The 22,385-nt window shown below is 69.6% G+C and carries 18 protein-coding genes and 1 tRNA gene; 9 read left to right on the top strand and 10 right to left on the bottom strand.

Annotated elements, in window-relative coordinates; all coding sequences use genetic code 11:
• Window positions 1–12: 12 nt before the first annotated feature.
• Window positions 13–2,211 (bottom strand): MMPL family transporter, encoded by a 2,199-nt coding sequence (locus tag H0524_RS03135; protein ID WP_180197302.1) that lies wholly within the window; start codon window positions 2,209–2,211, stop codon window positions 13–15.
• A 30-nt stretch (window positions 2,212–2,241) separates the two neighbouring features.
• Window positions 2,242–2,790: a TetR/AcrR family transcriptional regulator gene (locus H0524_RS03130; RefSeq protein WP_180197301.1), complete on the bottom strand. Its 549-nt coding sequence runs from the start codon at window positions 2,788–2,790 to the stop codon at window positions 2,242–2,244.
• A gap of 168 nt (window positions 2,791–2,958) precedes the next feature.
• Between H0524_RS03130 and H0524_RS03125 the strand changes: the two genes are divergently transcribed.
• Window positions 2,959–3,669, top strand: coding sequence for a hypothetical protein (locus H0524_RS03125; protein WP_180197600.1), 711 nt, complete (start codon window positions 2,959–2,961; stop codon window positions 3,667–3,669).
• 73 nt (window positions 3,670–3,742) lie between these two features.
• On the opposite strand, the gene H0524_RS03120 is transcribed toward H0524_RS03125, so the two are convergent.
• Together H0524_RS03120 and H0524_RS03115 are read right to left on the bottom strand one after the other, a co-directional pair.
• Complete coding sequence (locus H0524_RS03120) at window positions 3,743–4,630, bottom strand: polysaccharide deacetylase (protein ID WP_180197300.1); 888 nt, start codon at window positions 4,628–4,630, stop codon at window positions 3,743–3,745.
• Between the two features lie 159 nt (window positions 4,631–4,789).
• Window positions 4,790–5,524, bottom strand: coding sequence for an alpha/beta fold hydrolase (locus H0524_RS03115; protein WP_180197299.1), 735 nt, complete (start codon window positions 5,522–5,524; stop codon window positions 4,790–4,792).
• A gap of 77 nt (window positions 5,525–5,601) precedes the next feature.
• On the opposite strand from H0524_RS03115, the gene H0524_RS03110 reads away from it, so the two are divergent.
• The gene (locus H0524_RS03110) at window positions 5,602–6,564 is read left to right on the top strand and encodes a YafY family protein (RefSeq protein WP_180197298.1); all 963 of its coding nucleotides are present in this window, start codon (window positions 5,602–5,604) and stop codon (window positions 6,562–6,564) included.
• A 67-nt stretch (window positions 6,565–6,631) separates the two neighbouring features.
• Here the strand turns inward: H0524_RS03110 and H0524_RS03105 are convergent, their stop codons facing one another.
• Both H0524_RS03105 and H0524_RS24425 read right to left on the bottom strand, forming a co-directional pair.
• On the bottom strand, window positions 6,632–7,618 hold the full coding sequence (locus H0524_RS03105) for a serine hydrolase (protein ID WP_180197297.1): 987 nt from the start codon (window positions 7,616–7,618) through the stop codon (window positions 6,632–6,634).
• A 248-nt stretch (window positions 7,619–7,866) separates the two neighbouring features.
• Window positions 7,867–8,448, bottom strand: a complete 582-nt coding sequence (locus H0524_RS24425; protein ID WP_255435758.1) for a hypothetical protein — start codon at window positions 8,446–8,448, stop codon at window positions 7,867–7,869.
• Window positions 8,449–8,673: 225 nt separating this feature from the next.
• Between H0524_RS24425 and H0524_RS03095 the strand changes: the two genes are divergently transcribed.
• On the top strand, window positions 8,674–9,105 hold the full coding sequence (locus H0524_RS03095; RefSeq protein ID WP_255435757.1) for a hypothetical protein: 432 nt from the start codon (window positions 8,674–8,676) through the stop codon (window positions 9,103–9,105).
• Between the two features lie 205 nt (window positions 9,106–9,310).
• Here H0524_RS03095 and H0524_RS03090 read toward each other — a convergent pair.
• The 4 genes from H0524_RS03090 to H0524_RS03075 form a co-directional block, all read right to left on the bottom strand.
• Window positions 9,311–9,382 (bottom strand) — tRNA-Arg (locus H0524_RS03090).
• 95 nt (window positions 9,383–9,477) lie between these two features.
• Window positions 9,478–10,170 (bottom strand): winged helix-turn-helix domain-containing protein, encoded by a 693-nt coding sequence (locus tag H0524_RS03085; RefSeq protein WP_033774180.1) that lies wholly within the window; start codon window positions 10,168–10,170, stop codon window positions 9,478–9,480.
• A gap of 200 nt (window positions 10,171–10,370) precedes the next feature.
• Window positions 10,371–11,036: a DUF305 domain-containing protein gene (locus tag H0524_RS03080; RefSeq protein WP_180197296.1), complete on the bottom strand. Its 666-nt coding sequence runs from the start codon at window positions 11,034–11,036 to the stop codon at window positions 10,371–10,373.
• Window positions 11,037–11,049: 13 nt separating this feature from the next.
• Window positions 11,050–11,871 (bottom strand): DUF3105 domain-containing protein, encoded by an 822-nt coding sequence (locus H0524_RS03075; RefSeq protein ID WP_180197295.1) that lies wholly within the window; start codon window positions 11,869–11,871, stop codon window positions 11,050–11,052.
• 100 nt (window positions 11,872–11,971) lie between these two features.
• Between H0524_RS03075 and argS the strand changes: the two genes are divergently transcribed.
• The 6 genes from argS to H0524_RS03045 all read left to right on the top strand — a co-directional run bounded on the left by argS (window position 11,972) and on the right by H0524_RS03045 (window position 22,338).
• Window positions 11,972–13,636, top strand: a complete 1,665-nt coding sequence (gene argS / locus H0524_RS03070; protein ID WP_180197294.1) for an arginine--tRNA ligase — start codon at window positions 11,972–11,974, stop codon at window positions 13,634–13,636.
• 54 nt (window positions 13,637–13,690) lie between these two features.
• Entirely contained in the window at window positions 13,691–15,103 is a 1,413-nt protein-coding gene (lysA, locus tag H0524_RS03065) for a diaminopimelate decarboxylase (protein WP_180197293.1), read from the top strand.
• Between the two features lie 8 nt (window positions 15,104–15,111).
• The gene (locus tag H0524_RS03060; protein WP_180197598.1) at window positions 15,112–16,425 is read left to right on the top strand and encodes a homoserine dehydrogenase; all 1,314 of its coding nucleotides are present in this window, start codon (window positions 15,112–15,114) and stop codon (window positions 16,423–16,425) included.
• Window positions 16,426–16,455: 30 nt separating this feature from the next.
• Window positions 16,456–17,505, top strand: a complete 1,050-nt coding sequence (thrC, locus tag H0524_RS03055) for a threonine synthase (RefSeq protein ID WP_180197292.1) — start codon at window positions 16,456–16,458, stop codon at window positions 17,503–17,505.
• A gap of 163 nt (window positions 17,506–17,668) precedes the next feature.
• Window positions 17,669–20,983, top strand: coding sequence for an efflux RND transporter permease subunit (locus H0524_RS03050; RefSeq protein ID WP_180197291.1), 3,315 nt, complete (start codon window positions 17,669–17,671; stop codon window positions 20,981–20,983).
• Between the two features lie 113 nt (window positions 20,984–21,096).
• Window positions 21,097–22,338: an MFS transporter gene (locus H0524_RS03045; protein WP_180197290.1), complete on the top strand. Its 1,242-nt coding sequence runs from the start codon at window positions 21,097–21,099 to the stop codon at window positions 22,336–22,338.
• Window positions 22,339–22,385 lie beyond the last annotated feature (47 nt).

Raw genomic sequence — 22,385 nt, 5'->3', positions numbered from 1 at the left:
CCCTCGCCGACCTCAGGTGCGGGCGGGCTCCTGCTCCGCCAGGTGGTTCCGCAGTCCCTCACCCTCCACGTCCACGTTGGGCAGGACCCGGTTCAGCCAGCGCGGCAGCCACCAGCCGGCGTCGCCGAGCAGGGACATGACCGCCGGCACGATCGTCATCCGGACCACGAACGCATCGATGGCGACGCCGACCGCCAGCGCGAAGCCCATCGACTTGATGACCGGGTCCTCCATGAAGATGAAGCCACCGAAGACGGAGATCATGATGAGCGCGGCCGCGGTGACCACCCGGGCACCGTGCCCCATCCCGTTGATGGTGGCCTGCCGGGCGGTGTCGCCGTGGACGAAGTCCTCCCGCATCCGGGAGACGAGGAAGACCTCGTAGTCCATCGCCAGTCCGAAGAGGATACCGATGAGCAGGATCGGCAGGAAGCTGATCAGCGGCCCCGGTGTGTCCAGACCGACCAGGTCGGCGAGGTGGCCCTGCTGGAAGACCGCGACGGTGAGTCCGAAGGTGGCCGCCACGGTCAGCAGGAAGCCCAGCGCGGCCTTCACCGGCACCAGCAGCGAGCGGAACACCAGCATCAACAGCACGATCGACAGCCCGACGACCAGGAGTAGATAGATCGGCAGGGCGTCGGTGAGCTTCTCCGAGACGTCGATACCGATCGCGGTTACCCCGGTGAGCAGCACGTCGGCGCCCTGGATGCCGCCGACCGAGCCGCGGATGTCGTCCACCACCTGCTCGGTCGCCGGGTCGGTGGGCCCGGTCTCCGGGATCACCGCGAGCAGGGCGGTCCGCCCGTCCGGACTCAGCTGCGGTGGCGTCACGGCCAGGACGTTGTTGGTGTCCTGAACCAGGGCCGCGACCTGGGGTACGGCTGCCGCCGTCGCCTGCGGGCTGTCCCCGGCCACCACGATCGCCAGTCGACCGGTGAAGCCCGGTCCGAAGCCCTCGCTGATCAGGTCGTTGGAGACCCGGGCCGGTGAGCCGACCGGTGCGGTCCCCTGGTCCGGGAGGGCCAGCCGCATGTCGGAGGTGGGCAGCGCGAGCGCGCCCAGCCCGAGCAGGGCGACCAGGATCACCGGCACCCGGAACCGGATGACCAGCCGGGCCCAGCGGAAGCCGAACGTGGAGCGGTCCTCGGCCGGCTCGGGTGCGTCCGTCTTCGGCTCGGCCGGAGTGGCCCGGTACTGGTGCCGTTGCTTGCGGCGGAGCACCCGGCGGCCGGCGAAGCCGAGCAGCGCCGGCTGCAGGGTGAGGGCGACCAGCACGGCGACGACGACCGTGCCGGCGGCGGCCAGACCCATCACGGTCAGGAACGGGATGTTCACCACCGCCAGACCGGAGAGCGCGATGACCACGGTGGCGCCGGCGAAGAGCACGGCCGAGCCGGCGGTGCCGACCGCCCGGCCGACCGCCTCGTCCGGCGGCAGCCCCTCGAGCAGGTTCTGTCGGTAGCGGGAGGTGATGAAGAGCGAGTAGTCGATGCCGACCGCGAGACCGAGCATCAGGGCGAGGATCGGGGCAGTGCTGGTCAACTCGACCGTGCCGCTGAGCGCGTAGAGACCGGCCATGCCGACGCCGACCCCGATCAGCGCGTTCAGCATGGTCATTCCCGCCGCTACCAGCGAGCCGAAGGTGATGACCAGGACGATCGCCGCGACGGCGACGCCGATCACCTCGGAGGAGCCGGCCTGCGGCTCGGCATTGAGCACCTCACCGCCGGGGGCCACCTGCCAGCCCTGCGCCTTGGCCGCGGCGCCGACCTGCTCGTACGCCTCCCGCTCCTCGTCGGTGACCTTGTCCGCGCCCTCGGCGAACTGGACCTGGATCAGCCCGTACTGGCCGTCCGGGCTGATGGCCTGGGCCGTGAGTGGATCCACCGCGCTGAGCACGCCGGGCAGCGTCGCGGCCTCCTGGGCGACCTCGGTGGCCACCGCCTGGCCCTGCGGCGTGCCGAGCAGGCCCGGCTGTGGAGCTTTGAGCGCGATCGTGCCGGTGGCGCCGCTGGCCGCCGGGAACTGTTCATCGAGCAGATCCCGCGCCTGCTGCGACTCGGTGCCGGGCATGCTGAAGTCGCTCGCCGTCGGGCCGCGTAGGTTCAGGGCCGCCAGGCCGAGACCGACGAGCACGACTAGCCAGATCGCGGCGACGAAGCGCCGTCTGCGCATCGCGCCGCGGCCGAGCCGGTAGAGCAGGGTCGACATGGGTCGATGTCCTCCGTCGTTATTGGTGGGTCAGTTGACCGGTTCGAGTGCCCGGCGGACCAGCGCGAGCAGCGCCGGACGTAGTTCCGCCTCGGGGAGATCGATGAATTCGCCGCACGTCTCGGCGATGCCGGCGAGGATCACCAGCGCCGAGACCCGGGCAGCCGGGCGGTCGGAATGTCCGGCAAAGGCGCGGACGAGCCGATCCGGGATGTGTTGTAGGTGGCTGAAGGGGGGTTGCTGGAACAGGCCGGGGAACTCACCGCGGAGGAACGCGGTCTCGCGGCGGAACTGGACGGCCAGGTCGACGTAGCCCTCGGCCGCGACCCGTTGCGCCTCCGCCGGGCTGCCCGCGGCGGCGATGCGCTCGTCGAGCTCCCGTAGCTGGTCGATCGGCCCGGCTACCAGTTCGGCGAGAATGGCCCTCTTGTCGGCGAAGTGGTAGAGCACCGCCGCCTTCGAACAGCCCACGTCTGCCGCGATGTCCTGCAACGACGTGCCCCGGTAGCCGGATTGCGCAAACCGTCGCCCCGCCGCTGCGAGAATATCGTCGTGCCGCTCGGGCGCTGCCCGTGTCATGTCGGTCCCACCTCCTCGAACAGCATGCCTGACCGATCGGTCAGATGCCGACTGATGGGGGATCCAGTGGCGTTCGCCACACCCAGGTGGGTCCGTTTGGCCGTGTCGAGGGAACTTTGGGCGATGCTCTGGCGGTGGCCGTCCGGTGCCGGACCGTGGCTGGCCGACTTGTTCGCGTTGGCGGCCTGGTGTGTTGACCACCGCCTCGGCTGTCGGCAGGGTGACCAGATGGGCAAGGTCGAGGAGACCCGGGACGGGGTCGCGCTGACCAACCTGAGTCAGCCGCTGTTCGACGGTGCGGGCGCGACAAAGCGCGACCTGGTGAACTACCTGGACGTGGTGCGCGACCGAATCCTGCCGCACCTGCGGGAACGGCCGCTGTCGGTCATGCGGGTACGCCCCGGGCGGCCCCCGTTCATGCAGAAGAACCTGCCGAAGTACACCCCGGACTGGATTCCCCGTACGAGGGTGTGGGCGGCAGCGTCGCGCCGCGAGATCTCGTACGCCCGCTGCGGCGACCGACCGGACCTGGCGACGACCGCCTTCATCCGGGAGGACCGGAGTGGGAAGGTCTTCATCGACTCCACCCGAGCTGGTGGGGCGACGGTGGTGTCCGCCTACAGTCCGCGGCTACGGCCCGGCGTGCCGGTGTCGTTCCCGGTGCCCTGGGACCTCCTGCCATCGGTCACGCCCGCCGATTTCACGATTCAGACCGCGCCCGCCCTGGTCGCCGCGGCGGACCCGTGGGCGGACGGGATGCCCCCGGCGCAACGGTTGCCGGCCGACCTGATCGCCGAGGGGCGCACCATCCCGGTGGCTCGAGTGCAGGCGATGCAGGAGGGGAAGCGCCGGGCCCGTGCCCGGCGGGCCGCCGGCTGAATGCCGTTCGTGGTGACCGCAGGCACGTCCGGTGCCTTCCGGATGCCGCACCCCCGTTTCCCCACCGCAGGTGTCACGTGCTCCCGTCGCGGGGATTGCGGACCGCGAAGTCGTTGGCGATCTCATCGAAAGTGACCCATCGAATTCCCTCGTGCTGGTTGATGTAGTCGATAATCCGCTCGAGCATCAGCAGGACCTGCGGATGCCCCGAGACATCGGGGTGGAGATTGATGGGGAAGATGGCATGGTCCAGCTCCCGGTAGACCCAGTCGAACTGGTCGCGCCACATCTCCTCCAGGTGTCGCGGGTTGACCCAGCCATGGCTGTTGGGGTTGGCCTTGATGAACATCATCGGCGGTAGGTCGTCGAGATACCAGTTTGGTGGGATCTCGATGAGATCAGTTTCCGTGCCGCGTACCAACGGCTTCATCCACTCGCTGGCCCGGGCGGAATAGTCGATTTTGGTCCACGTGTCACCGACGCGAAGGCGGTAGGGGTGGAAGTCGTTGTGCATGAACGTGCGGTCGTACTTGATGCCTCGTTCCAGCAACAGTTCATGCGTGACTGGTGAGAGTGCCCCCCACGGTGCGGCGTATCCCGTAGGGTGCCGCTTGCTCACGGCCTCGACCAGCTCGATGCTCCGGTCCAGGACCGCGGCCTCCTGCGTACGGCTCATCGCCAACGGGTTCTCGTGACTGTAACCGTGGATGCTCATCTCGTGGCCGGCGTCCACCAGTTGTCGGCACTGGTCGGGGAAGGTTTCGATGGAATGCCCGGGGACAAACCACGTGCTCCGTAGGCCGTACTTCCGGAACAGCTTTAGCATGCGCGGTACGGCGACCTCACCGGCAAAGAGACCTCGGGAGATATCATCCGGTGCGTTCTCGCCACCGTAGGAACCCAACCAGCCCGCGACCGCGTCCAGATCGACGCCGAACGCGCACAGAATTTCCTTCGGCATGACGTTCCGTTCCTTCCGTCCGCCTCCCCTTTGTAACCAAGGCTCTTGACCTTGATTCTTCCCGGCGCTCCATCCGCGTGGAGTGTTTTGGCCCGATCCCACGTCGCTACGGGCTCGTGCCCGGCGGGCCGCCGGCTGAGTGCGTCCATTGCTCCGCGGTCAGCTGACGGCCAGATCGAGGACGCCGGCGAGTTCAGCCGGGGCAGACAACATCGGCCAGTGCCCCGTGTGCAGGTCGAACCGGCGCCACGGCGGCTGGTGCAGGGACGCCAGGGCCGGTACCCCGGCGTTCAACAACTCCCGGAAGTCGTTGCACGTGACCAGGACGCGGTCGACGTCGTGGCGGGGTTCGGCCGGGCCGGCGAGCCGCTGCTCGTAGGTACCGAATGGTTGGGCGGTGGCACGGGCCCGCAGCAGCTCCCGTTTGTTCTGGTCGAGTCCGTCGAGGCTGCTGGACATCCCCAGGACCGCAAAGGGGGGCATCGGTAGTCGCCACCCCTCACCATCCGCTGCGACCTGCTGGCGCAACTGGTCGGCAGCCTCCGGTGGCATGAGGTCGAGCATGCACATGCCGGTGGCGAACGGAGCGCTGTCCACGTACACCACCCGCTTAAGCCGTGCATCGAGTTGTGCAGCTGCTCCGGTGACGGGAGCGCCGGCGTAGCTGTGGGCGACCAGGGTGACGTCGTGCAGGTCACCTCGCTGGACGAAGTCGATTATGTCGGCGATGTGGGTCTCCAGGTTCGTCGCCGGAGTGCCCCGGCCGGCGTACTCGCCGAGACCGGTCAGCGTCAGCGGAAGCGCCGTGTGCCCGTGCCCAGCCAGCGCCTGGGCGGTGTCTTGCCAAGCCCATGCGCCGAGCCATGCGCCGGGAACGAGTACGAAGGTAGCCATGTGATCTCCCTTACTTGAGGTGTCGTAAGAGTAGGATCAATACAGGACAGCTTCCGTCCGGATATGGTAAGTGACCTATGTCTCATCCACTGACCCGTGTCCTGACCCTGCTGGAGCTCCTGCAGTCGCACCCGCGGCTTACTGGTCGGGAGCTGGCCGACCGGCTCGGCACCGACGTTCGCACTGTCCGTCGCTACGCCGCGCACCTGCGCGATCTCGGGATCCCGGTAGCGGCCGAACGGGGCCGCCACGGCGGCTACTGCCTGGCCCGCGGCTATCGGATGCCGCCCCTGGTCCTCACCAACGACGAGGCCCTCGCCGTTGTCGTGGGACTGCTCGCCGCGGAGCGGCTGGGCATGAGCATGACCACGCCGGCGCACTCGGGTGCCCTGGCCAAGATCGAACGGGTTCTTCCGCGCGGCCTGCGGGAGCCGCTGGCCGCTATCCGGGAGACCCTCTCCTTCACGACGAACACGGTGACCGCACAGGCGCCCGAGACGGGTGTGCTGCTGGCCCTGGCCCAGGCGTCGCGCGCCCGCACCGCCGTCCGGATGAGCTACCGGTCCTGGCGACAGGAGCAGACCGAACGCGACCTCGACCCGTACGGAGTCGTCTTCCATCGCGGCCGCTGGTATGTGGTCGGACGCGACCACCAGTACGACAGCCCAAGAACCTTCCGGATCGACCGGATCGCTGCGCTTGCCACTGGTACGCGAACCTTCACGGTCCCGGACGGCTTCGACCCCGTCACCCACCTGACGTCAGCGCTGGCTCGTGTTCCGTACCGCTGGGACGTCGAAGTTCTCATCCACGGACCGCTGGACGAGGTCGCCCGCCGACTGCCGCGCTCCGCCGTGACGCTTGCGGCGGATGCCGCCGGTGTCGTGTTGCACGCGCGGGCCGAGCGCCTGGACGGCATGGCCCGCCTGCTGGCCGCACTGGAGTGGCCCGTCACCATCCGCCGGCCCGACGAGTTGCGGCCGGCGCTGAGGGACCTGGCTGACCAGCTCACGGCAGCCGCAGACCGGGGTGCCGAATAGGCTGTCGTAGCGGGCGGGCGCAACCGGCGTCGTGTTGCCGCCGGCATCGCCCGGCGGTCGTGGGGCCTCAAGCCACCGCGGGAAGGATGACCTGTTCCAGCACCGTGAGCGGGGTCCGCCACTGGTCGGGGTCGTCGTAGTTGCCGGCGGTGACGGCTACGGTGAGGTCCAGTTCGGGCAGGACGAACAGGCGCTGGCCGCCGTTTCCCATGCCGGCCACCAGTCGATGGCCCTCGATGGATTCGATGTACCACTGGTAGCCGTACTGCCCGCCCCAGGTGGTGTGCAGGCGCGGCTGGAGCATCGTGCGGATCCAGTCGGCGGGGACGATCCGCTGACCGTCCCGCGCTCCCTCGGCCAGCACCAGCTCACCGAGCCGGGCCAGGTCCTGCGGCGCGAGTCGCAGCCCGGACGCTGCGGAGGCCACTCCGTCCGCGCCGGTCATCCACTCGAAGCTGTCGATGCCCAATGGCGCGAACAGCACGGCCTGCGCGTACTGCGGCAGCGACTGCCCGGTGCCGTCGGCGATCAGTCGGCCGAGCAGAGCCGTGGCGCCGCCGCAGTAGGTCCATCCGGTGCCGGGTGGCTCGACGACCGGCCGCTCCAGGATGTACCGGTATCGGTCCGGCGCCAGCTCCATCGCGATCTCGGCGTTGGCCGGGCTGTCGTACGGGAGATCTTCGCGCCACTCCATGCCCAACGACATTGTCAGCGCGTGCTCGACGGTGAGCCGGGCCCGCCGGGGGTCTGCCGCCAGGTCGGGGTACTGCGGGAACCACGGCAGGAGCGGCTCCGCTGGCGGCGGGACCAGTCCTTCGCCGAGCGCGATGCCGTACAACAGGATGGTCACGCTTTTGGTGACAGAACGGATGTCGTGCAGGACCCCGGGCCCGAACTCGACGACGCCCAGCGAGTCGCCCCAGGCGAAATCTTCGCCGGCCCGGTAGTACTCCAGCACGGTTTGACCACCGCGAACCGCCGCGACAGCGTGCAGACCGCCGACCTGGCCAGCTTGGAGTATCTGGTCGAGACGGTCACGCAACTGCGTCGTCATGGACACTCCGAGGGGGCGAGGTCGGCCAGCGGAACAGCATGCTCGTTATAGCGGAACCTCCGCTTCTGGAGCGACCCGGTTGGGAGGAAATCCAGCCCGGCCCGCCCAGCTGACTGCGGCAGCCAGGAGTCAGTCGTGCGGGACGGCCACCCGCTGGCACCGAGCCTCGACGTCGACGTCCAGGTGGCAGCTCGCTGGCCCCGCTTTCCGGGTGCCCCGGCGGGCGATCATGTCGGCGCGGGAAGTGTTCAGTGCTGGTTCCAGCTCAGGCCCCAGTACGCGAGGACCTTCCGCTGGTCGCCGGCGTAGCGGGACGTGCCGCCGTCGCGTCGCCAGAAGGGGCAGCCCAGACGGATTGTCACCGCACGCTGTCCGGGGTAGCCGAACACGACGCTGCGCCGCAGAGACGGGATGTGCATCAGGCAGGCGTCATCGTCTTCGGATGAGATCGCCAGCCCGTTGACGTAGTCGGTCAGCTCGGTGACGTCGCTGGTGTTGCGCCTGGTGCTGCCGAGGCTCCATGGTTCTGTCCCCAGCGTGGGGTAGCTGCACAGCAGAACCTCGGTCGCCCCGGTGGGGACCATGACCTCCGGTGCGAACGGGGTGGACGGCGGTACCGTTTCGTACCACTGCTCGGGACAGCGGACCGGCCCCGCATCGGTGTTCGCCACGGATGCGGCCTGCACCGGGCCCAGGTCGGGCCCCGGGTCGCCCGTTACCACCCCGATGGCCACCGCGAGACCGACGGCGACAGCAGCAGCCAGAAGGAGACCGCCCACATGGCGACGCGCGTGGCCGGGCGTGGGACCCTGCGTTTGTTGGGTCGTCATCGGCATGTCTCCCTCTGCCCTTGCGCGGCATCGTACGCCGCGTTGCCCCTGCACTCCGACGAATCGGTGGGCTGGGCCGCGTCAAGTCCTGCGACCCACCGCCCGGGTACCGCCTCCGGATTCGGCGACGAAACTCGGCCGGCACGCTCGGGGCCATCTGGACCGCCGGAAAGCTCAGCAACTACGCCGCGGCGAGAGTTCCGCCGAGCCCGACGCGGAGGACATGTGGATCCGATCGACGGTCGAGCAGGCCGTCGATCAGGCTCTCAAGATCTTCGTAGAACGCTTGAGTATGTTCAGGACGACCTCCGCGCCCTCGTGTCGCCGCGCCCGATTATCGCTGACGGGTGGGGGCTTCGTCCGGAACTCGTCGCGCCGCTCATGTCCTCGACCCAGCGCATGGTCGTCACGGTGCCCACTGAGGAGTTCCGGCGGTACCAGCTCCGTGAGCTAACACGCGCCAGCGCCCTCCCGCTCAACGTGAGCGACCCGCAACTTGCCCAGCGGAACCGGATCGCGCGCGACCGGCTGATCGCCGAAGACGCAGTCCGTAACGCCAAGCGGCTGAACATTCCCAGCATCGAAGTCGACGGATCCCGTGACGCTCAAACCATGGCAAGTTTGGTGGCTGAGCACTTCCGCGAGTTCCTGCCGTAGGCGTTCTGGCGACTTACTCTGCTGTCGCAGACCGGGCGTTTCACAGACGGTAACCGGTCCGCCATGTGCCTCAGCTCCCGGTGCTGCCGACGCCACGGGCAAGGCCCCTGTCGTTTCGAGGCAGCGGCAGCCCGAACACCAAAACAGAAGGGGCGGACGCGTTGGCGTCCGCCCCTGTCGCTCAAACCCGTTCCCATGTTCTACGTGCCCCCGGCAGGATTCGAACCTGCGCTCCCGCCTCCGGAGGGCGGTGCTCTATCCCCTGAGCTACGGGGGCTCAGCGACCGGAGAAGAGTAGCAAACCCTTCCCGCGATCACCGAATCGGTACGCACGGATGCGCTCCAACCGCCCGCATCCGGCCGGGCCGGTGGTCACGCGGCGACGGCGCGACCGCAGCTGGGCAGCGGGTGTAGCGCGATGCGGCGGGGTAGCCGACGTGGCCACTCATTGCGGGGCCACGAGCCGTCCACGATCAGGTGGACGGTGCGTTGCTCCGCTCCGCTGAGTCGGAGTACGAAGTCGCGGGGGAGCGGCGGGTCCACCGACGGGGTGGTGACCATGAATTGGACCCGTCCCCGAGACGAGACCGCGGAGATGATGTCCGCCGCTGGCATCGTGCCGCGGAGCCGGATCCGGCCGATCCAGTGCACGTCGGCCAGGTGTTCCTGAGCGGCCCGGATGATCGCGGGGTACTCGGTGCGTACCCAGCGCTCCACCGCGCCGACGCAGAGCCCGCAGGCACGCTCGCGTGGCTCCCGGGGGCCGAGTCCCCAGGCCCGCAGGTATGCCGCGACGGCGCCGGGGTCGAGCGGCAACCCGAACCGGTTCTGGATGATGGTGTGCAGACCCTGTCGCGTCCAGAGCCCCTCCTCCAAGCCGAACGCGTCGGGGTAGCTGCCCCGCAAGGTGTCGATCAGCTCGAGTTCCTGTTCGCGGCTGAGCGCTCCTGGCTCGCTCTGCCGCACTCCGCGACGGACGGCCGCCACCGCCCCGTCACCGCCGATTGTGTGGCGCCGGCACCAGCTGGTGACCGAACGCCGTGCGTCTCTTAGTGCAACACCCACGTCTTACGCAACGAGCCCGAATCACAACTGGTCACGATATGTGCGGAGAAACTTCTCTTTGAGATGTATTCGCCCTAAGCGGGAGCAACCTCTCGAATCGGACTTACCGTCTAGTGTCGCCCGAGTGCCTCTCTGACCATGACAAACGACCCGCACCACCCGGTGGTGGTGCGGGTCGCGGGACGGCCCGGTCCGCCCGGTCAGCCCTTGATGCGCTCGAGTGCGTTGCGCAGGTTGGTCAGATCTGTCTGCTGGGTGTTCTTCATCGTCTGCGCGGTCTGGACCACGTCCTTCTCGTCGCTCTGGTCGAGCAGCGCGTCAACCATGTGGATGCCACCGATGTGGTGCGTGATCATGAGCTCGAGGAAGAGGACATCCAACTCCGTGCCCCGGGCCTCCCGGAGCTGGGTCATCTGCTCCGCAGTGGCCATCCCCGGCATCAGCCCGTCGCGGATCATCTCGGTGCCGTCCGGCAGCCACGCCATCCGGGGCTCCGAGCCGGTCGGGTCCAGCTCCCAGGACCGCAGCCAGCCCTGCATGATGCCGATGTCACCCTGCTGGCCGAGGGCGATGTCGTTACCGATCGTCTGGACCTCCCGGTCCGTGCCGTGCTTGAAGGCGATCAACCCCATCTCCACCGCCTGGGCGTGGTGGGTGGTCATGTCGCGCGCGAAGCCCGCCTCGGCGGAGGTATCCCCCGGTCGACTGAGGTCGGGGGTGAGTAGGCCGCCCGCGTAGCCGAGCAGGAGGCCGATCACGATGGCGATCGCCACCACCGCCGTGCCGAACTGGGCAGCGGGTCGACGGGCGCTGTCGACGGGCGGAGCCCCGTCAGGCTTGTCTTCGAGGGTCGTGCGGGCGGACATCCCGGCTCCTTAATTACTGTGGCATCTGCGGGCCGAGGTCCCGCGGTGTGGTGCCGGTGGCGGTGACGCCCTGGGCGCAGAGGGCGGTGGGGCCCTCGACGGAGGCATTGACCCTCAGCGTCTTGATGAAATCGTCGATCCGACCGTCATCGGCGTTGTCGACCTTGAGCTGGTAGCCCCAGGCCTGGAGCGAGATCGGCTGGTCCAGCCCGTCGTACGGGCTGAGGAAGAGCTTCTCGTTGCCGCGTACCCGCTCGGCCAGCTTCTCGACCTGGCCGGCGTCGAGGTCAGGTTGGTAAGTGATCCACACCGCGCCGTGCTCCAGGCTGTGCACGGCGTGCTCGCTGGCGATCGGGGCATCGTAGATGTCGCCCATGCAGTTCTGCCAGGCGTCGTTGTGTGGGCCGGCGACCGGGGGTAGGACGGAGTACTCGATCGAGCCCTGCTGGTGGTTGCCGCCCGCGACCAGTTCCGGGTCCTGCTCGCGGTAGTTGACGATGTCGGCGATATCGTTCGCCCGCTCGTCCCACGGCTTGGAGCCCTGGAATGCCGCCCAGCCGCCGTAGCCGACGATCGCGACAGCGAGTATGCCGACGGCGACGAAGAGGGCGATCGGCCCCCAGTTGCGCTGCTGGCTTACCTTGACCGGAGTGATCGGCTTGCGTGGCTTCTTGCCGCCGCGTTGGCTGCCCACTGGTTTACCGGACCCCGGTCTGCCCCCCGCTGGCTTGCCGGATCCGGGCTTGCCGCTGGCCGGCCTGCCCCCGGCTGACTTCTTCGTGGTGCTGGCAACGGTCGGGCGGCGCTCCGGGCCGCCCGGGGTGCTGATGCTCATCGTGCCTCGTCAGGTCGGTCGGTCGGGGGATGTGGCGGGCCGGGGTCACATGCTGGGTCGCCGCCGCGGGGACTGAGTCTACCCCCGATAGCATGGTTCGGTGACTCCCGCAGAACTCGCCGAGGTCGTCCTCACCGCAGCCCACGCCGTCTTCACCGAGCGGGGCCTGGACCGCTCCACGCTCCCGGAGCAGACCGCGGTGGAGCGACCCCGCAACGTCGAGCACGGGGACTACGCCTCGACGCTGGCCCTGCAGCTCAGTAAGAAGGTGGGGGTCCCGCCGCGGGAGCTCGCCGCCGCGCTGGCCGAGCAGCTCGGCCGGGCCGTGGGGGTCAAGTCGGTGGAGATCGCCGGTCCGGGCTTCCTGAACATCCGCCTCGACGCGGCCGCCGCGGGCCAGCTGGCCCAGGTGATCGTCGAGACCGGCGCGGAGTACGGCCGCAGCGGCCGGCTCGCCGGTCAGTCGATCAACCTCGAGTTCGTGTCGGCCAATCCGACCGGCCCGGTGCACATCGGCGGCGTCCGGTGGGCGGCGGTCGGTGACGCGTTGAGCCGGTTGCTGCGCGCCACCGGGGCCGCGGTCGGCACCGAGTACTACTTCAACGACGCCGGTTCGCAGATCGACCGGTTCGCCCGCTCCCTGCTGGCCGCTGCGAAGGGGGAGCCGGCGCCGGAGGACGGGTACGCCGGCGCGTACCTCGCGGAGATCGCGCAGCAGGTCCAGTCCCGGCGGCCGGATGTGCTGGCGCTCGACGACGCCGCCGCCCAGGAGGTGTTCCGGGTCGAGGGCGTCGAGCTGATGTTCGCTGAGATCAAGTCGTCGCTGCGTGACTTCGGCGTGGAGTTCGACACCTACTTCAACGAGAAGGACCTGCACGACCGGGGCGAATTGGAGCTCGCCCTGGCGCGGCTCCGGCAGCAGGGCCACATCTTCGAAGCCGATGGCGCCACCTGGCTGCGCACCACCGACTTCGGCGACGACAAGGACCGGGTGCTGCGCAAGTCCGACGGCGAGTGGACGTACTTCGCCGCGGACTGCGCCTACTACCTGGACAAGCGGGAGCGCGGCTTCGAGCGGGTCGTGCTGATGCTCGGCGCGGATCACCACGGCTACCTGGGTCGGATGAAGGCGATGGTCGCCTGCTTCGGCGACGACCCGAGCCGCAACCTGGAGATCCTCATCGGGCAGATGGTCAACCTGGTCCGCGACGGGGCCCCGGTGCGGATGAGTAAGCGGGCCGGCACCGTGGTGAGCCTGGAGGACCTGGTCGACGCAGTTGGTGTGGACGCCGCCCGGTACGCCCTGGCGCGCTACTCCACCGACTCCCCGATCGACATCGACATCGAGCTGTGGACCCGGGCCAGCCGCGACAACCCGGTCTACTACGTGCAGTACGTGGCGGCGCGTACGGCGAATGTCGGGCGCAATGCGGCGGAGGTCGGGCTGGCCCGGGGTGGCTCGGCGGACTTCCACCCCGAGCTGCTCGACCATGACAAGGAAAACGAGCTGTTGAAGGCGCTGGCCGAGTTCCCCGCCGTGGTGGCCACCGCCGCCGAGCTACGGGAGCCGCACCGGATCGCCCGGTACCTGGAGGACCTGGCCGGGGCGTACCACCGTTTCTATGACAACTGCCGGGTGCTGCCCCGGGGCGACGAGGAGATCACCGACCTGCACCGCGCCCGGCTCTGGCTCAACGACGCCACCCGCGTGGTCATCGCCAACGGCCTGCGGTTGCTCGGCGTCGCAGCCCCGGAGCGGATGTGACATGCGAGCGCGAGGAGTGAGCTTGCGAGCCCCGCAGTCGGGAAGCGATAGGTAATGCGTGCACACGAGGCCGGTGCCCTGCATGGGGAGATCGGCAGCCAGGGGACGGCGTGGCTGCGTGCCCCACGGGACGTCAATGCCCTGCTGCCCGGGCTGTGGCCGCGCACCGTCAGCCGGGCGGCGGATGGTGCGCTCGCCATCGCGGGCTGCTCGGTGCGGGAGCTCGCGGCCGAGTTCGGCACCGCGGTGTATCTCCTGGACGAGGAGGACCTGCGGAGCCGCTGCCGGGATTTCCGTGCCGCTTTCCCGACCGAGGATGTCTACTACGCCGGTAAGGCGTTCCTCTGCCGGGCGGTCGCCCGAATGGTCGCCGAGGAGGGCCTGTACCTGGACGTGTGCAGCGGTGGTGAGTTGGCTACCGCGCTGGCGGCCGGGATGCCGGCGGAGCGGATCGGCTTCCACGGCAACAACAAGTCGACCGCCGAGTTGAGCCGGGCGTTGGAGGTCGGGGTGGGGCGGATCATCGTCGACTCATCCCACGAGATCGACCGGCTCACCGCGTTGGCCCGCGCGCGGGGCGTCCGCCCGCGGGTGCTGGTGCGGGTCACCGTCGGCGTGGAGGCGCACACCCACGAGTTCATCGCCACCGCGCACGAGGACCAGAAGTTCGGCTTCTCGCTGGCGGACGGCGCGGCGATCGCCGCCGCACTGCGCATCCTCGACGAGGACGTGCTGGAGCTGCGCGGTCTGCACTCGCACATCGGGTCGCAGATCTTCGATGCGAGCGGGTTCGAGGTCTCCGCCCGCCGGGTGCTGGCGCTCCAGGCGCAGATCCGCGACGCGCGGGGGGTGCAGTTGCCGGAGCTGGACCTGGGCGGCGGTTTCGGCATCGCGTACACCTCGCAGGACGACCCGGCCACGCCGGCCGACCTGGCGAAGCGGCTACGCAAAATCGTTGACGGGGAGTGTGCCGCCGAGCGGCTGGCGGTGCCGCACCTGTCGATCGAGCCGGGCCGGGCGATCGTCGGCCCGGCCATGTTCACGCTCTACGAGGTGGGCACGGTCAAGTCGGTGCCGGTCGGAACCGGTGGCGACGCGACGGATGGGCGTCGTTGCTTTGTGAGTGTTGACGGCGGCATGAGCGACAACATCCGAGCCGCGCTCTACGACGCGTCGTACTCGGCGACCCTGGCGTCCCGGGCGAGCGTCGCCGAGCCGGTGCTTGCCCGCGTTGTGGGAAAGCACTGTGAGTCCGGGGACATTGTGGTGAAGGATGAATTCCTGCCCGCAGACGTGCAGCCCGGAGATCTTGTCGCCGTGCCCGGCACGGGTGCGTACTGCCGGAGCATGGCCAGCAACTACAACCACGTGCCGCGCCCCCCGGTGGTCGCGGTGCGCGACGGTCGGGCTCGCCTGATCGTCCGCCGGGAGACCGAAGAGGACCTGCTCGCTTTGGATGTGGGATGACATCACCTGTGCGCGTGGCGCTGCTCGGCTGTGGCACGGTCGGCAGCGAGGTGGTTCGGCTGCTGCACTCGCAGTCCGCCGATCTCGCCGCCCGGATCGGTGCCCCGCTGGAGATCGCCGGCATCGCCGTACGGCGGATCGGCCGGGACCGGGGGGAGCTGCCGGTCGATCCGGCCGTCTTCACCGCTGACCCGTTCGACCTGGTCAAACGGGACGACATCGACGTGGTGGTCGAGTGCGTCGGCGGCATCGAACCGGCGCGGAGTTGGCTGGTGGAGGCGCTGCGGGCGGGTAAGAGCGTGGTAACCGCGAACAAGGCGCTGCTCGCCGAGGACGGCGGGACGCTGCACGACGCGGCGGCGCAGGGTGGGGGCGACCTCTACTACGAGGCGGCGGTGGCCGGCGCGATTCCCCTGCTGCGCCCGCTGCGGGAGTCGCTGCACGGGGACCGGGTCACCCAGGTGACCGGCATCGTGAACGGCACCACCAACTTCATCCTCTCCGCCATGGGCGCCACCGGCGCCGGCTTCGCCGAGGCGTTGGCCGAGGCGACCGATCTGGGGTACGCCGAGGCTGACCCGACGGCCGACGTGGAGGGTTTCGACGCGGCGGCCAAGGCGGCGATCCTCGCCTCCCTGGCATTCCACACCCGGGTCGGTGCGGCGGATGTGCACCGGGAGGGCATCACCGAGGTCACCGCCGCCGATGTCGCCAGTGCCAAGGCGATGGGCTGCACCATCAAACTGCTCTGCATCGCGGCCCGGGGCACCGCCGCGGATGGCGGGGAGACCGTCAGCGTACGGGTGCATCCGGCGATGATTCCGCTCTCCCATCCCCTCGCCAGCGTGGGTGACGCCTTCAACGCGGTGTTCGTGGAGGCCGAGGCGGCGGGGCAGCTGATGTTCTACGGGCCGGGTGCGGGCGGGGCGCCGACCGCCAGTGCGGTGCTCGGTGACGTGGTGGCGGTCTCCCGCAACCGGCTCGCCGGGGTCCGGGCGGCCAGTGAGTCCGCCTACGCCGACCTGGCGGTACGGCCGATGGGGGAGGCACTGACCCGGTACCACATCAGCCTCGACGTGACCGACCGCCCCGGCGTGCTGGCGGCGGTGGCGGGCGTGTTCGCGGAGCACGGTGTGTCGATCGCCACCGTGCGGCAGGGCGCTGCGGGCAGCGGCGTGGCCGGCCGGGACGAGGATGCCGACCTGGTCATCGTCACCCATGTCGCGCCGGACGCCGCACTCGCCGCGACGGTCCAGGCGTTGCGCGGGCTGGACGCGGTCCGGTCGGTGGCCAGCGTGCTGCGGGTCGAGGGAAGCGCATAGCCCGGTCCGGGTGGAGGCGGAGGAGACGACATGTGGCGGGGTCTTATCGACGCGTACCGTGAGCGGCTGCCGGTCACGGCAACCACCCCGGTCGTCACCCTGCACGAGGGGAACACCCCACTGCTGCCGGCACCGGTGCTGTCGGCGCGGACCGGGTGCGAGGTCTTTCTGAAGGTCGAGGGTGCCAACCCGACCGGCTCCTTCAAGGACCGGGGAATGACCGTCGCGGTCTCCAAGGCGGTCGAGGCCGACAACAAGGTGATTATCTGCGCCTCGACCGGTAACACCAGCGCCTCGGCCGCGGCCTACGCGGCGCGAGCCGGCCTGACCTGCGCGGTGCTGGTGCCACAGGGAAAGATCGCGCTGGGCAAGCTCGCCCAGGCGTTGGTGCACGGTGCCCGACTGCTCCAGGTCAGTGGCAACTTCGACGACTGCCTGTCGTTGGCCGCCAAGCTCGCTCAGGACTATCCGGTCGCGCTGGTGAACTCGGTGAACATCGACCGGCTACACGGCCAGAAGACCGCCGCCTTCGAGATCGTCGAGGCGCTTGGCGCGGCACCAGACATTCACTGCATGCCGGTCGGCAACGCCGGGAACATCTCCGCCTACTGGCTCGGCTACTCGGAGGAACAGGCCGCCGGAAATATCACCCGGACCCCGAAACTGTACGGTTTCCAGGCCGCTGGTGCGGCGCCGATCGTCACCGGCCAGGCGGTGCGCGAACCGGCCACGATCGCCACCGCAATCCGGATCGGCAATCCGGCGAGCTGGCCGAGAGCACTGGATGCTCGGGATGCCTCGGGCGGTCTGATCGCCGCGGTCACCGACCGGGAGATCCTGACCGCGTACCGGCTGCTCGCTCGCGATGTCGGGGTCTTCGTCGAGTTGGGCAGCGCCGCGAGTGTCGCGGGACTGCTCCAGCAGGCCGCCGCGGGTACGGTGCCGCCGGGTTCCACGGTCGTCTGCACGGTCACCGGTCATGGCCTGAAAGACCCGGAGTGGGCGATCTCGACCGCCCCCGCGCCGGTGACCATCGCCAATGACCCGCTGGCCGCGGCCCGTTCGCTCGATCTGGCCTGAGGGCCGGGACGGGCTCGTCCGCGGTGCCGGCGAACGAGCCGGCGGGCGTTGCCGAGTGAACTCGCGGGCCGAAACTGGTGAACCCCGTCGCACCGGTGCCGAACCAGTACGGGACACTCGACTCACCCGCACCCAATTCCCGCATCAGGAGTGAGCCCAGCCGATGTCGCTGCTCGCCAGATTCAGTCTCGCCAATAGAGGGCTGATTGCCCTTGTCGCGGTGGTCACCACGGTGTTCGGAGCGTTCGCCGTACCGTCGCTGAAGCAGCAACTCCTACCGTCGCTGGAGTTCCCGGCCGCCTTCATCGTGGCGGCCCATCCCGGCGCCGGTCCGGAGGCTGTTGAGTCGCAGGTAACCGTGCCGATTGAGAACAGCCTGCAGGGCGTCACCGGGCTGGAGAAGATCACCTCGACCTCGCGCGAGGGGTCGGCGACCATCCAGGTTGAGTACGAGTTCGGTACCGACGTGGACGATGCGGTAAACCAGCTGCAGAGCGCGGTCAACCGGGTGCCCGGGCTGCCGGACGGGGTTGAGCCGCAGGTCATCGCCGGCGGCACGGATGACCTGCCGGCGGTGGTGCTCGCCGCCTCCGGCGGGGCCGACCAGCGTGCGCTCGGCGAGCAGCTGCGCAGTACGGTCCTGCCGGAACTGGCCGCGATCGAGGGTGTCCGTGCGGTCGACCTGACGGGCACCCGCGACGAGGTGCTGGCGATTACCGCAGATGTGGAGAAGCTCACGCAGGCTGGGATTCGGCCCGACGCCTTCGCCGGGGCGCTGCAGGCCAACGGCGTCGCTATCCCGGCCGGCGCGGTTGTCGACGGCCAACGGACGCTCCCGGTGCAGGTCGGCACCCCGCTGGGCACCCTCGACGAGCTGCGCGACGTCATCCTCACCGTGGCGCCGGCTGACCCGGTGCGCCTCGGCGACGTGGCGACGGTCGAGGAGCGGCTCACGCCGGTCACCGCGATCACGCGTACCAACGGCCAGGACAGCCTGGGTATCGCCGTGACCGCGACGCCGGACGGGAACGCGGTGCAGATCTCCCAGGAGATCCGGGACCGGCTCGCGGAGCTGCGCACCGCCGCCGGCGCCGAGTTGACCGTCGTCTTCGACCAGGCCCCCTTCGTCGAAAAGTCGATCAAGGGTCTCGCCACCAAGGGGCTGATCGGTCTCGTGATGGCCGCCCTGGTGATCCTGGTCTTCCTGCTCTCGGTGCGCTCCACCGTCGTTACCGCGGTCTCCATCCCGTTGTCGGTGTTGGTCGCGCTGATTGCGCTCTGGATCGGTGACTACTCGCTCAATCTGCTCACCCTCGGGGCGTTGACTATCGCCGTCGGCCGCGTCGTCGACGACTCGATCGTGGTGCTGGAGAACATCAAACGGCATCTTGAGTACGGCGAGTCCAAGCAGGAGGCCATCCGGACCGCGGTCCGTGAGGTGGCCGGTGCGGTGACCGCCTCCACCCTCACCACGGTCGCCGTATTCGCCCCGATCGCGCTGGTCGGCGGATTCATCGGGCAGCTCTTCGCGCCATTCGCGATCACCGTCACGGTGGCGCTGCTCGCCTCCCTGCTGGTGTCACTGACCCTCATTCCGGTGCTGGCGTACTGGTTCCTCCAGCCGGCCGGTCGGACGGCGGGCGAGGCGGCGGTGCGCCGGGCCGCGGAGGAGAAGGAACTGCGTAACCCGCTGCAGCGCGCGTACCTGCCGGTCATCGGCTACGCCACCCGGGAGCGGTCGACCCGGTGGATCACCCTCGGCCTCGGCGTTCTGGTCCTCTTCGGCACGTTCGGCCTCTCCCGCCAGCTGGAGACGAACTTCCTCGACGACTCCGGCCAGGACACGATGGCCATCACCCAGGAACTACCGCCGGGCACCGGGTTGGCGGGCACGGACGCGGCGGCCCAACAGGTGGAGGAGGTGCTGGCCGGGACCGAGGGCATCGAGACCTATCAGGTCACGGCCGGCGCGGGGGGTAACCCGTGGGCCGGTGCCGGCGGCAACAGTGTGGCGACCTGGTCGCTCACCCTCACGGATACCGACGCCGAGCAGATGCGTGCTGTCCTGCGCGAGAAGTTCGATGAGTTCGGTGCCGAGGCGGGTGAGTTCCGGTTCGGGGCCGGGCAGGGTGGAGCCGCCGCGAATCAGCTCGAGGTGGTCGTGCAGGCTGCCGATCCGGCGATCCGGACCCAGGCCATTGACGAGGCGTTGGCCGCGATGACGGGGCTGCCCGGCGTCGAGGATGTGACCACCAGCGTGGCAACCCAGGTCGGGCAGATCGAGGTCAAGGTTGATCGGGCGAAGGCCGCGGCGGCCGGGCTCACCGAGGCGGGCGTCGGGCAGTTCGTCGCGCAGGCATTCCGGGGCGCCCCGCTGGGGCAGCTGACGATCGAGGGCCAGCAGCGGAACGTGGTCCTGCAAACCGCCCAACCGCCGGTGTCGCCCGAGCAGTTGCGGGCGCTGCCGGTCGGCGCGGTCCCGCTGGGCGCCATCGCTGAGGTCAGTGAGGTTCTCGGCCCCCAGCAGATCACCCGGATCGACGGTGCGCGCAGCGTCTCGGTGACCGGCACGGCCACCGGCTCCGACCTCGGCGCGACCAGCCAGGAGTTGCAGGAGCGGCTGGACGCGATCGATGTCCCCGGGGCCACCTTTGTCATCGGTGGCGTCAGCGCGGATCAGGAGGAGGCCTTCGCTGATCTGGGGCTGGCGGTGCTCGCCGCGATCGCGATCGTCTTCCTGATCATGGTTGTGACGTTCCGTAGCCTGACTCAGGCGCTGATCCTGCTGGTCTCCGTGCCGTTCGCGGCGACCGGCGCGATCGGGCTGCTACTGGCTACCGGAACCCCCCTGGGAGTGCCGGCGTTGATCGGTGTTCTCATGCTGGTCGGCATCGTGGTGACCAACGCGATCGTCCTGCTCGACCTGGTCAACCAGTACCGGGCGCAGGGCCTGGGGGTCCGGGAGGCGGTTGTCGAGGGCGGCCGGCGGCGGCTGCGTCCGATTCTGATGACCGCGGTCGCGACCATCTTCGCGCTGCTGCCGATGGCTCTCGGCCTCACCGGCGAGGGCGGCTTCATCTCGGAGCCCCTGGCGATCGTGGTGATCGGTGGTCTGCTCAGCTCGACCCTGCTCACCCTGGTGCTGGTTCCGACCCTGTACGTGATGGTGGAGCACGCCAAGGAGTCGATCCGGGACTGGCGGGCCGGTCGGCGGGGGCCGCGGGCCGGGGCGGATGCTGCGGTCGGCACGCCCGCCTCAGCCGAGCCGGCGGCCACCGGTCCCGGTGCGGCCACCGCCACGGTCAGCGGTCCCGGTGCGGCGGATTCGGCGGATTCGGGCGGTGGCGCCGACACCGGCACCGCCGACGAGGTGTCCGACCAACCGACGCCCTCGCCGGCGCTGGTGGAGGGAACTGACCAGTTCGAGGTGCTGCGACTGCCCAGAAGCCGTACCTCGCCGCTTCCGCCGGCGGAGTAACTCCGCGGCTCGCGGACGCCCTCGACGGCTGGTCGAGGGCGTCCGCGCCGCTTCCGGGCCCTGCTGTCCGCACGATGACCAAAGCGCGGCACCGCGGTGGATAGGGTTCGGTGATGCCGTCCGTCCTCTCGGTTCTGCGTCGTAACCGGAGCTTCCGCAAACTGCTCCTGGCCGAGCTGATGGTCTTCGGCGTGGACTGGTTCGTCATCGTTCCGTTGCTGGTGCTCCTGCCGGCGTTGACCGGCAGCGGCGTGTGGGGTGCGCTGCTGCTGGCCATGGACACCGGCGTCGTGGCGCTGCTGCTGCCGTACACCGGTGCGGTGGCGGACCGGTTCGACCGCCGCCGGATCATGATCGGAGCCAACCTCGCCGCGCTGGTCGGCGTCCTGCTGCTCCTCGGGGTACGCGACGCCGACACCGCCTGGCTGGCGTTGGTGGGGATCGGGGTGGTGGCGGTAGCCAAGGCGTTCTACTCGCCGGCCGCGCAGGCCGCCCTGCCGAACGTGCTGGACCGGGACGAGTTGGCTGCGGGTAACGCGGTCGCGGGTTCGGCGTGGGGCACGATGACGATTGTCGGGGCATCGCTGGGCGGGGTGCTGAGCAGCGCCACCGGACCGTACGTCGCCTTCTGGGTAGCTGCCGGCGGTCTGGTCCTGGCGGCGATCCTGGCCGCGCTGATCCGCCGGCCGTTGCAGGCGCCCCGAGAGCAGGATCGGCCGGCACAGCAGACCTGGGCGGCTGTCCGGGAGGCGCTTGGCTACATCGGCCACCGGCCCCGGGTGCTGGCGTTGGTCACGGTGAAGTCGGCAGTCGGTCTCGGTAACGGTGTGTTGACGGTCTTTCCCTTGCTGGCAGCGACCTATGGGGCCGGCCCGATCGGCACCGGTCTGCTCTTCGCGGTCCGTGGGGCGGGAGCGCTGGTCGGTCCGATCCTGATGCGACGGGTCCTGGGTAACCGGGCCTGGCTGCTGCCGGGCCTGGCGCTGTCCATGTCGCTGTACGGGCTGGCCTACCTGGGCACCTCGGCGGTGAACTGGTTCCCGCTGGTGCTCGTGTTGGTCTTTGTGGCGCACTTCGCCGGGGGCAGTAACTGGGTCATGTCCAACTACGCCCTCCAGGGTGAGGTCCCGGACCGGCTACGCGGGCGGGTTTTCGCCACCGACATGATGCTGGCGACGCTCGCCATCTCGGTGAGCCAACTGGTGGTGGCGTCGGTGATTGACGTGGTGGACCAACGGGTGGTGCTGGCCGGTGGCGGTCTGGTCACCCTGGTCTATGCGATCGGCTGGCGGGTGGCGACCCGCCACCTCTCGCTGACCGAGCCGGTCACCGAGCCGGAGTCGGCTCCGCGCTGACCGGCCGCGGTTCTCCGCCCCGTCATCTCCCCGACAGCCGGGCTGGG

Origin of the sequence: Salinispora sp. H7-4, assembly GCF_013416675.1 — a bacterium.
Lineage (GTDB): Bacteria > Actinomycetota > Actinomycetes > Mycobacteriales > Micromonosporaceae > Micromonospora > Micromonospora vitiensis.
Note: the sequence above shows the minus strand (reverse complement) of the source record. Positions and strands in the feature narration are given on the sequence as shown.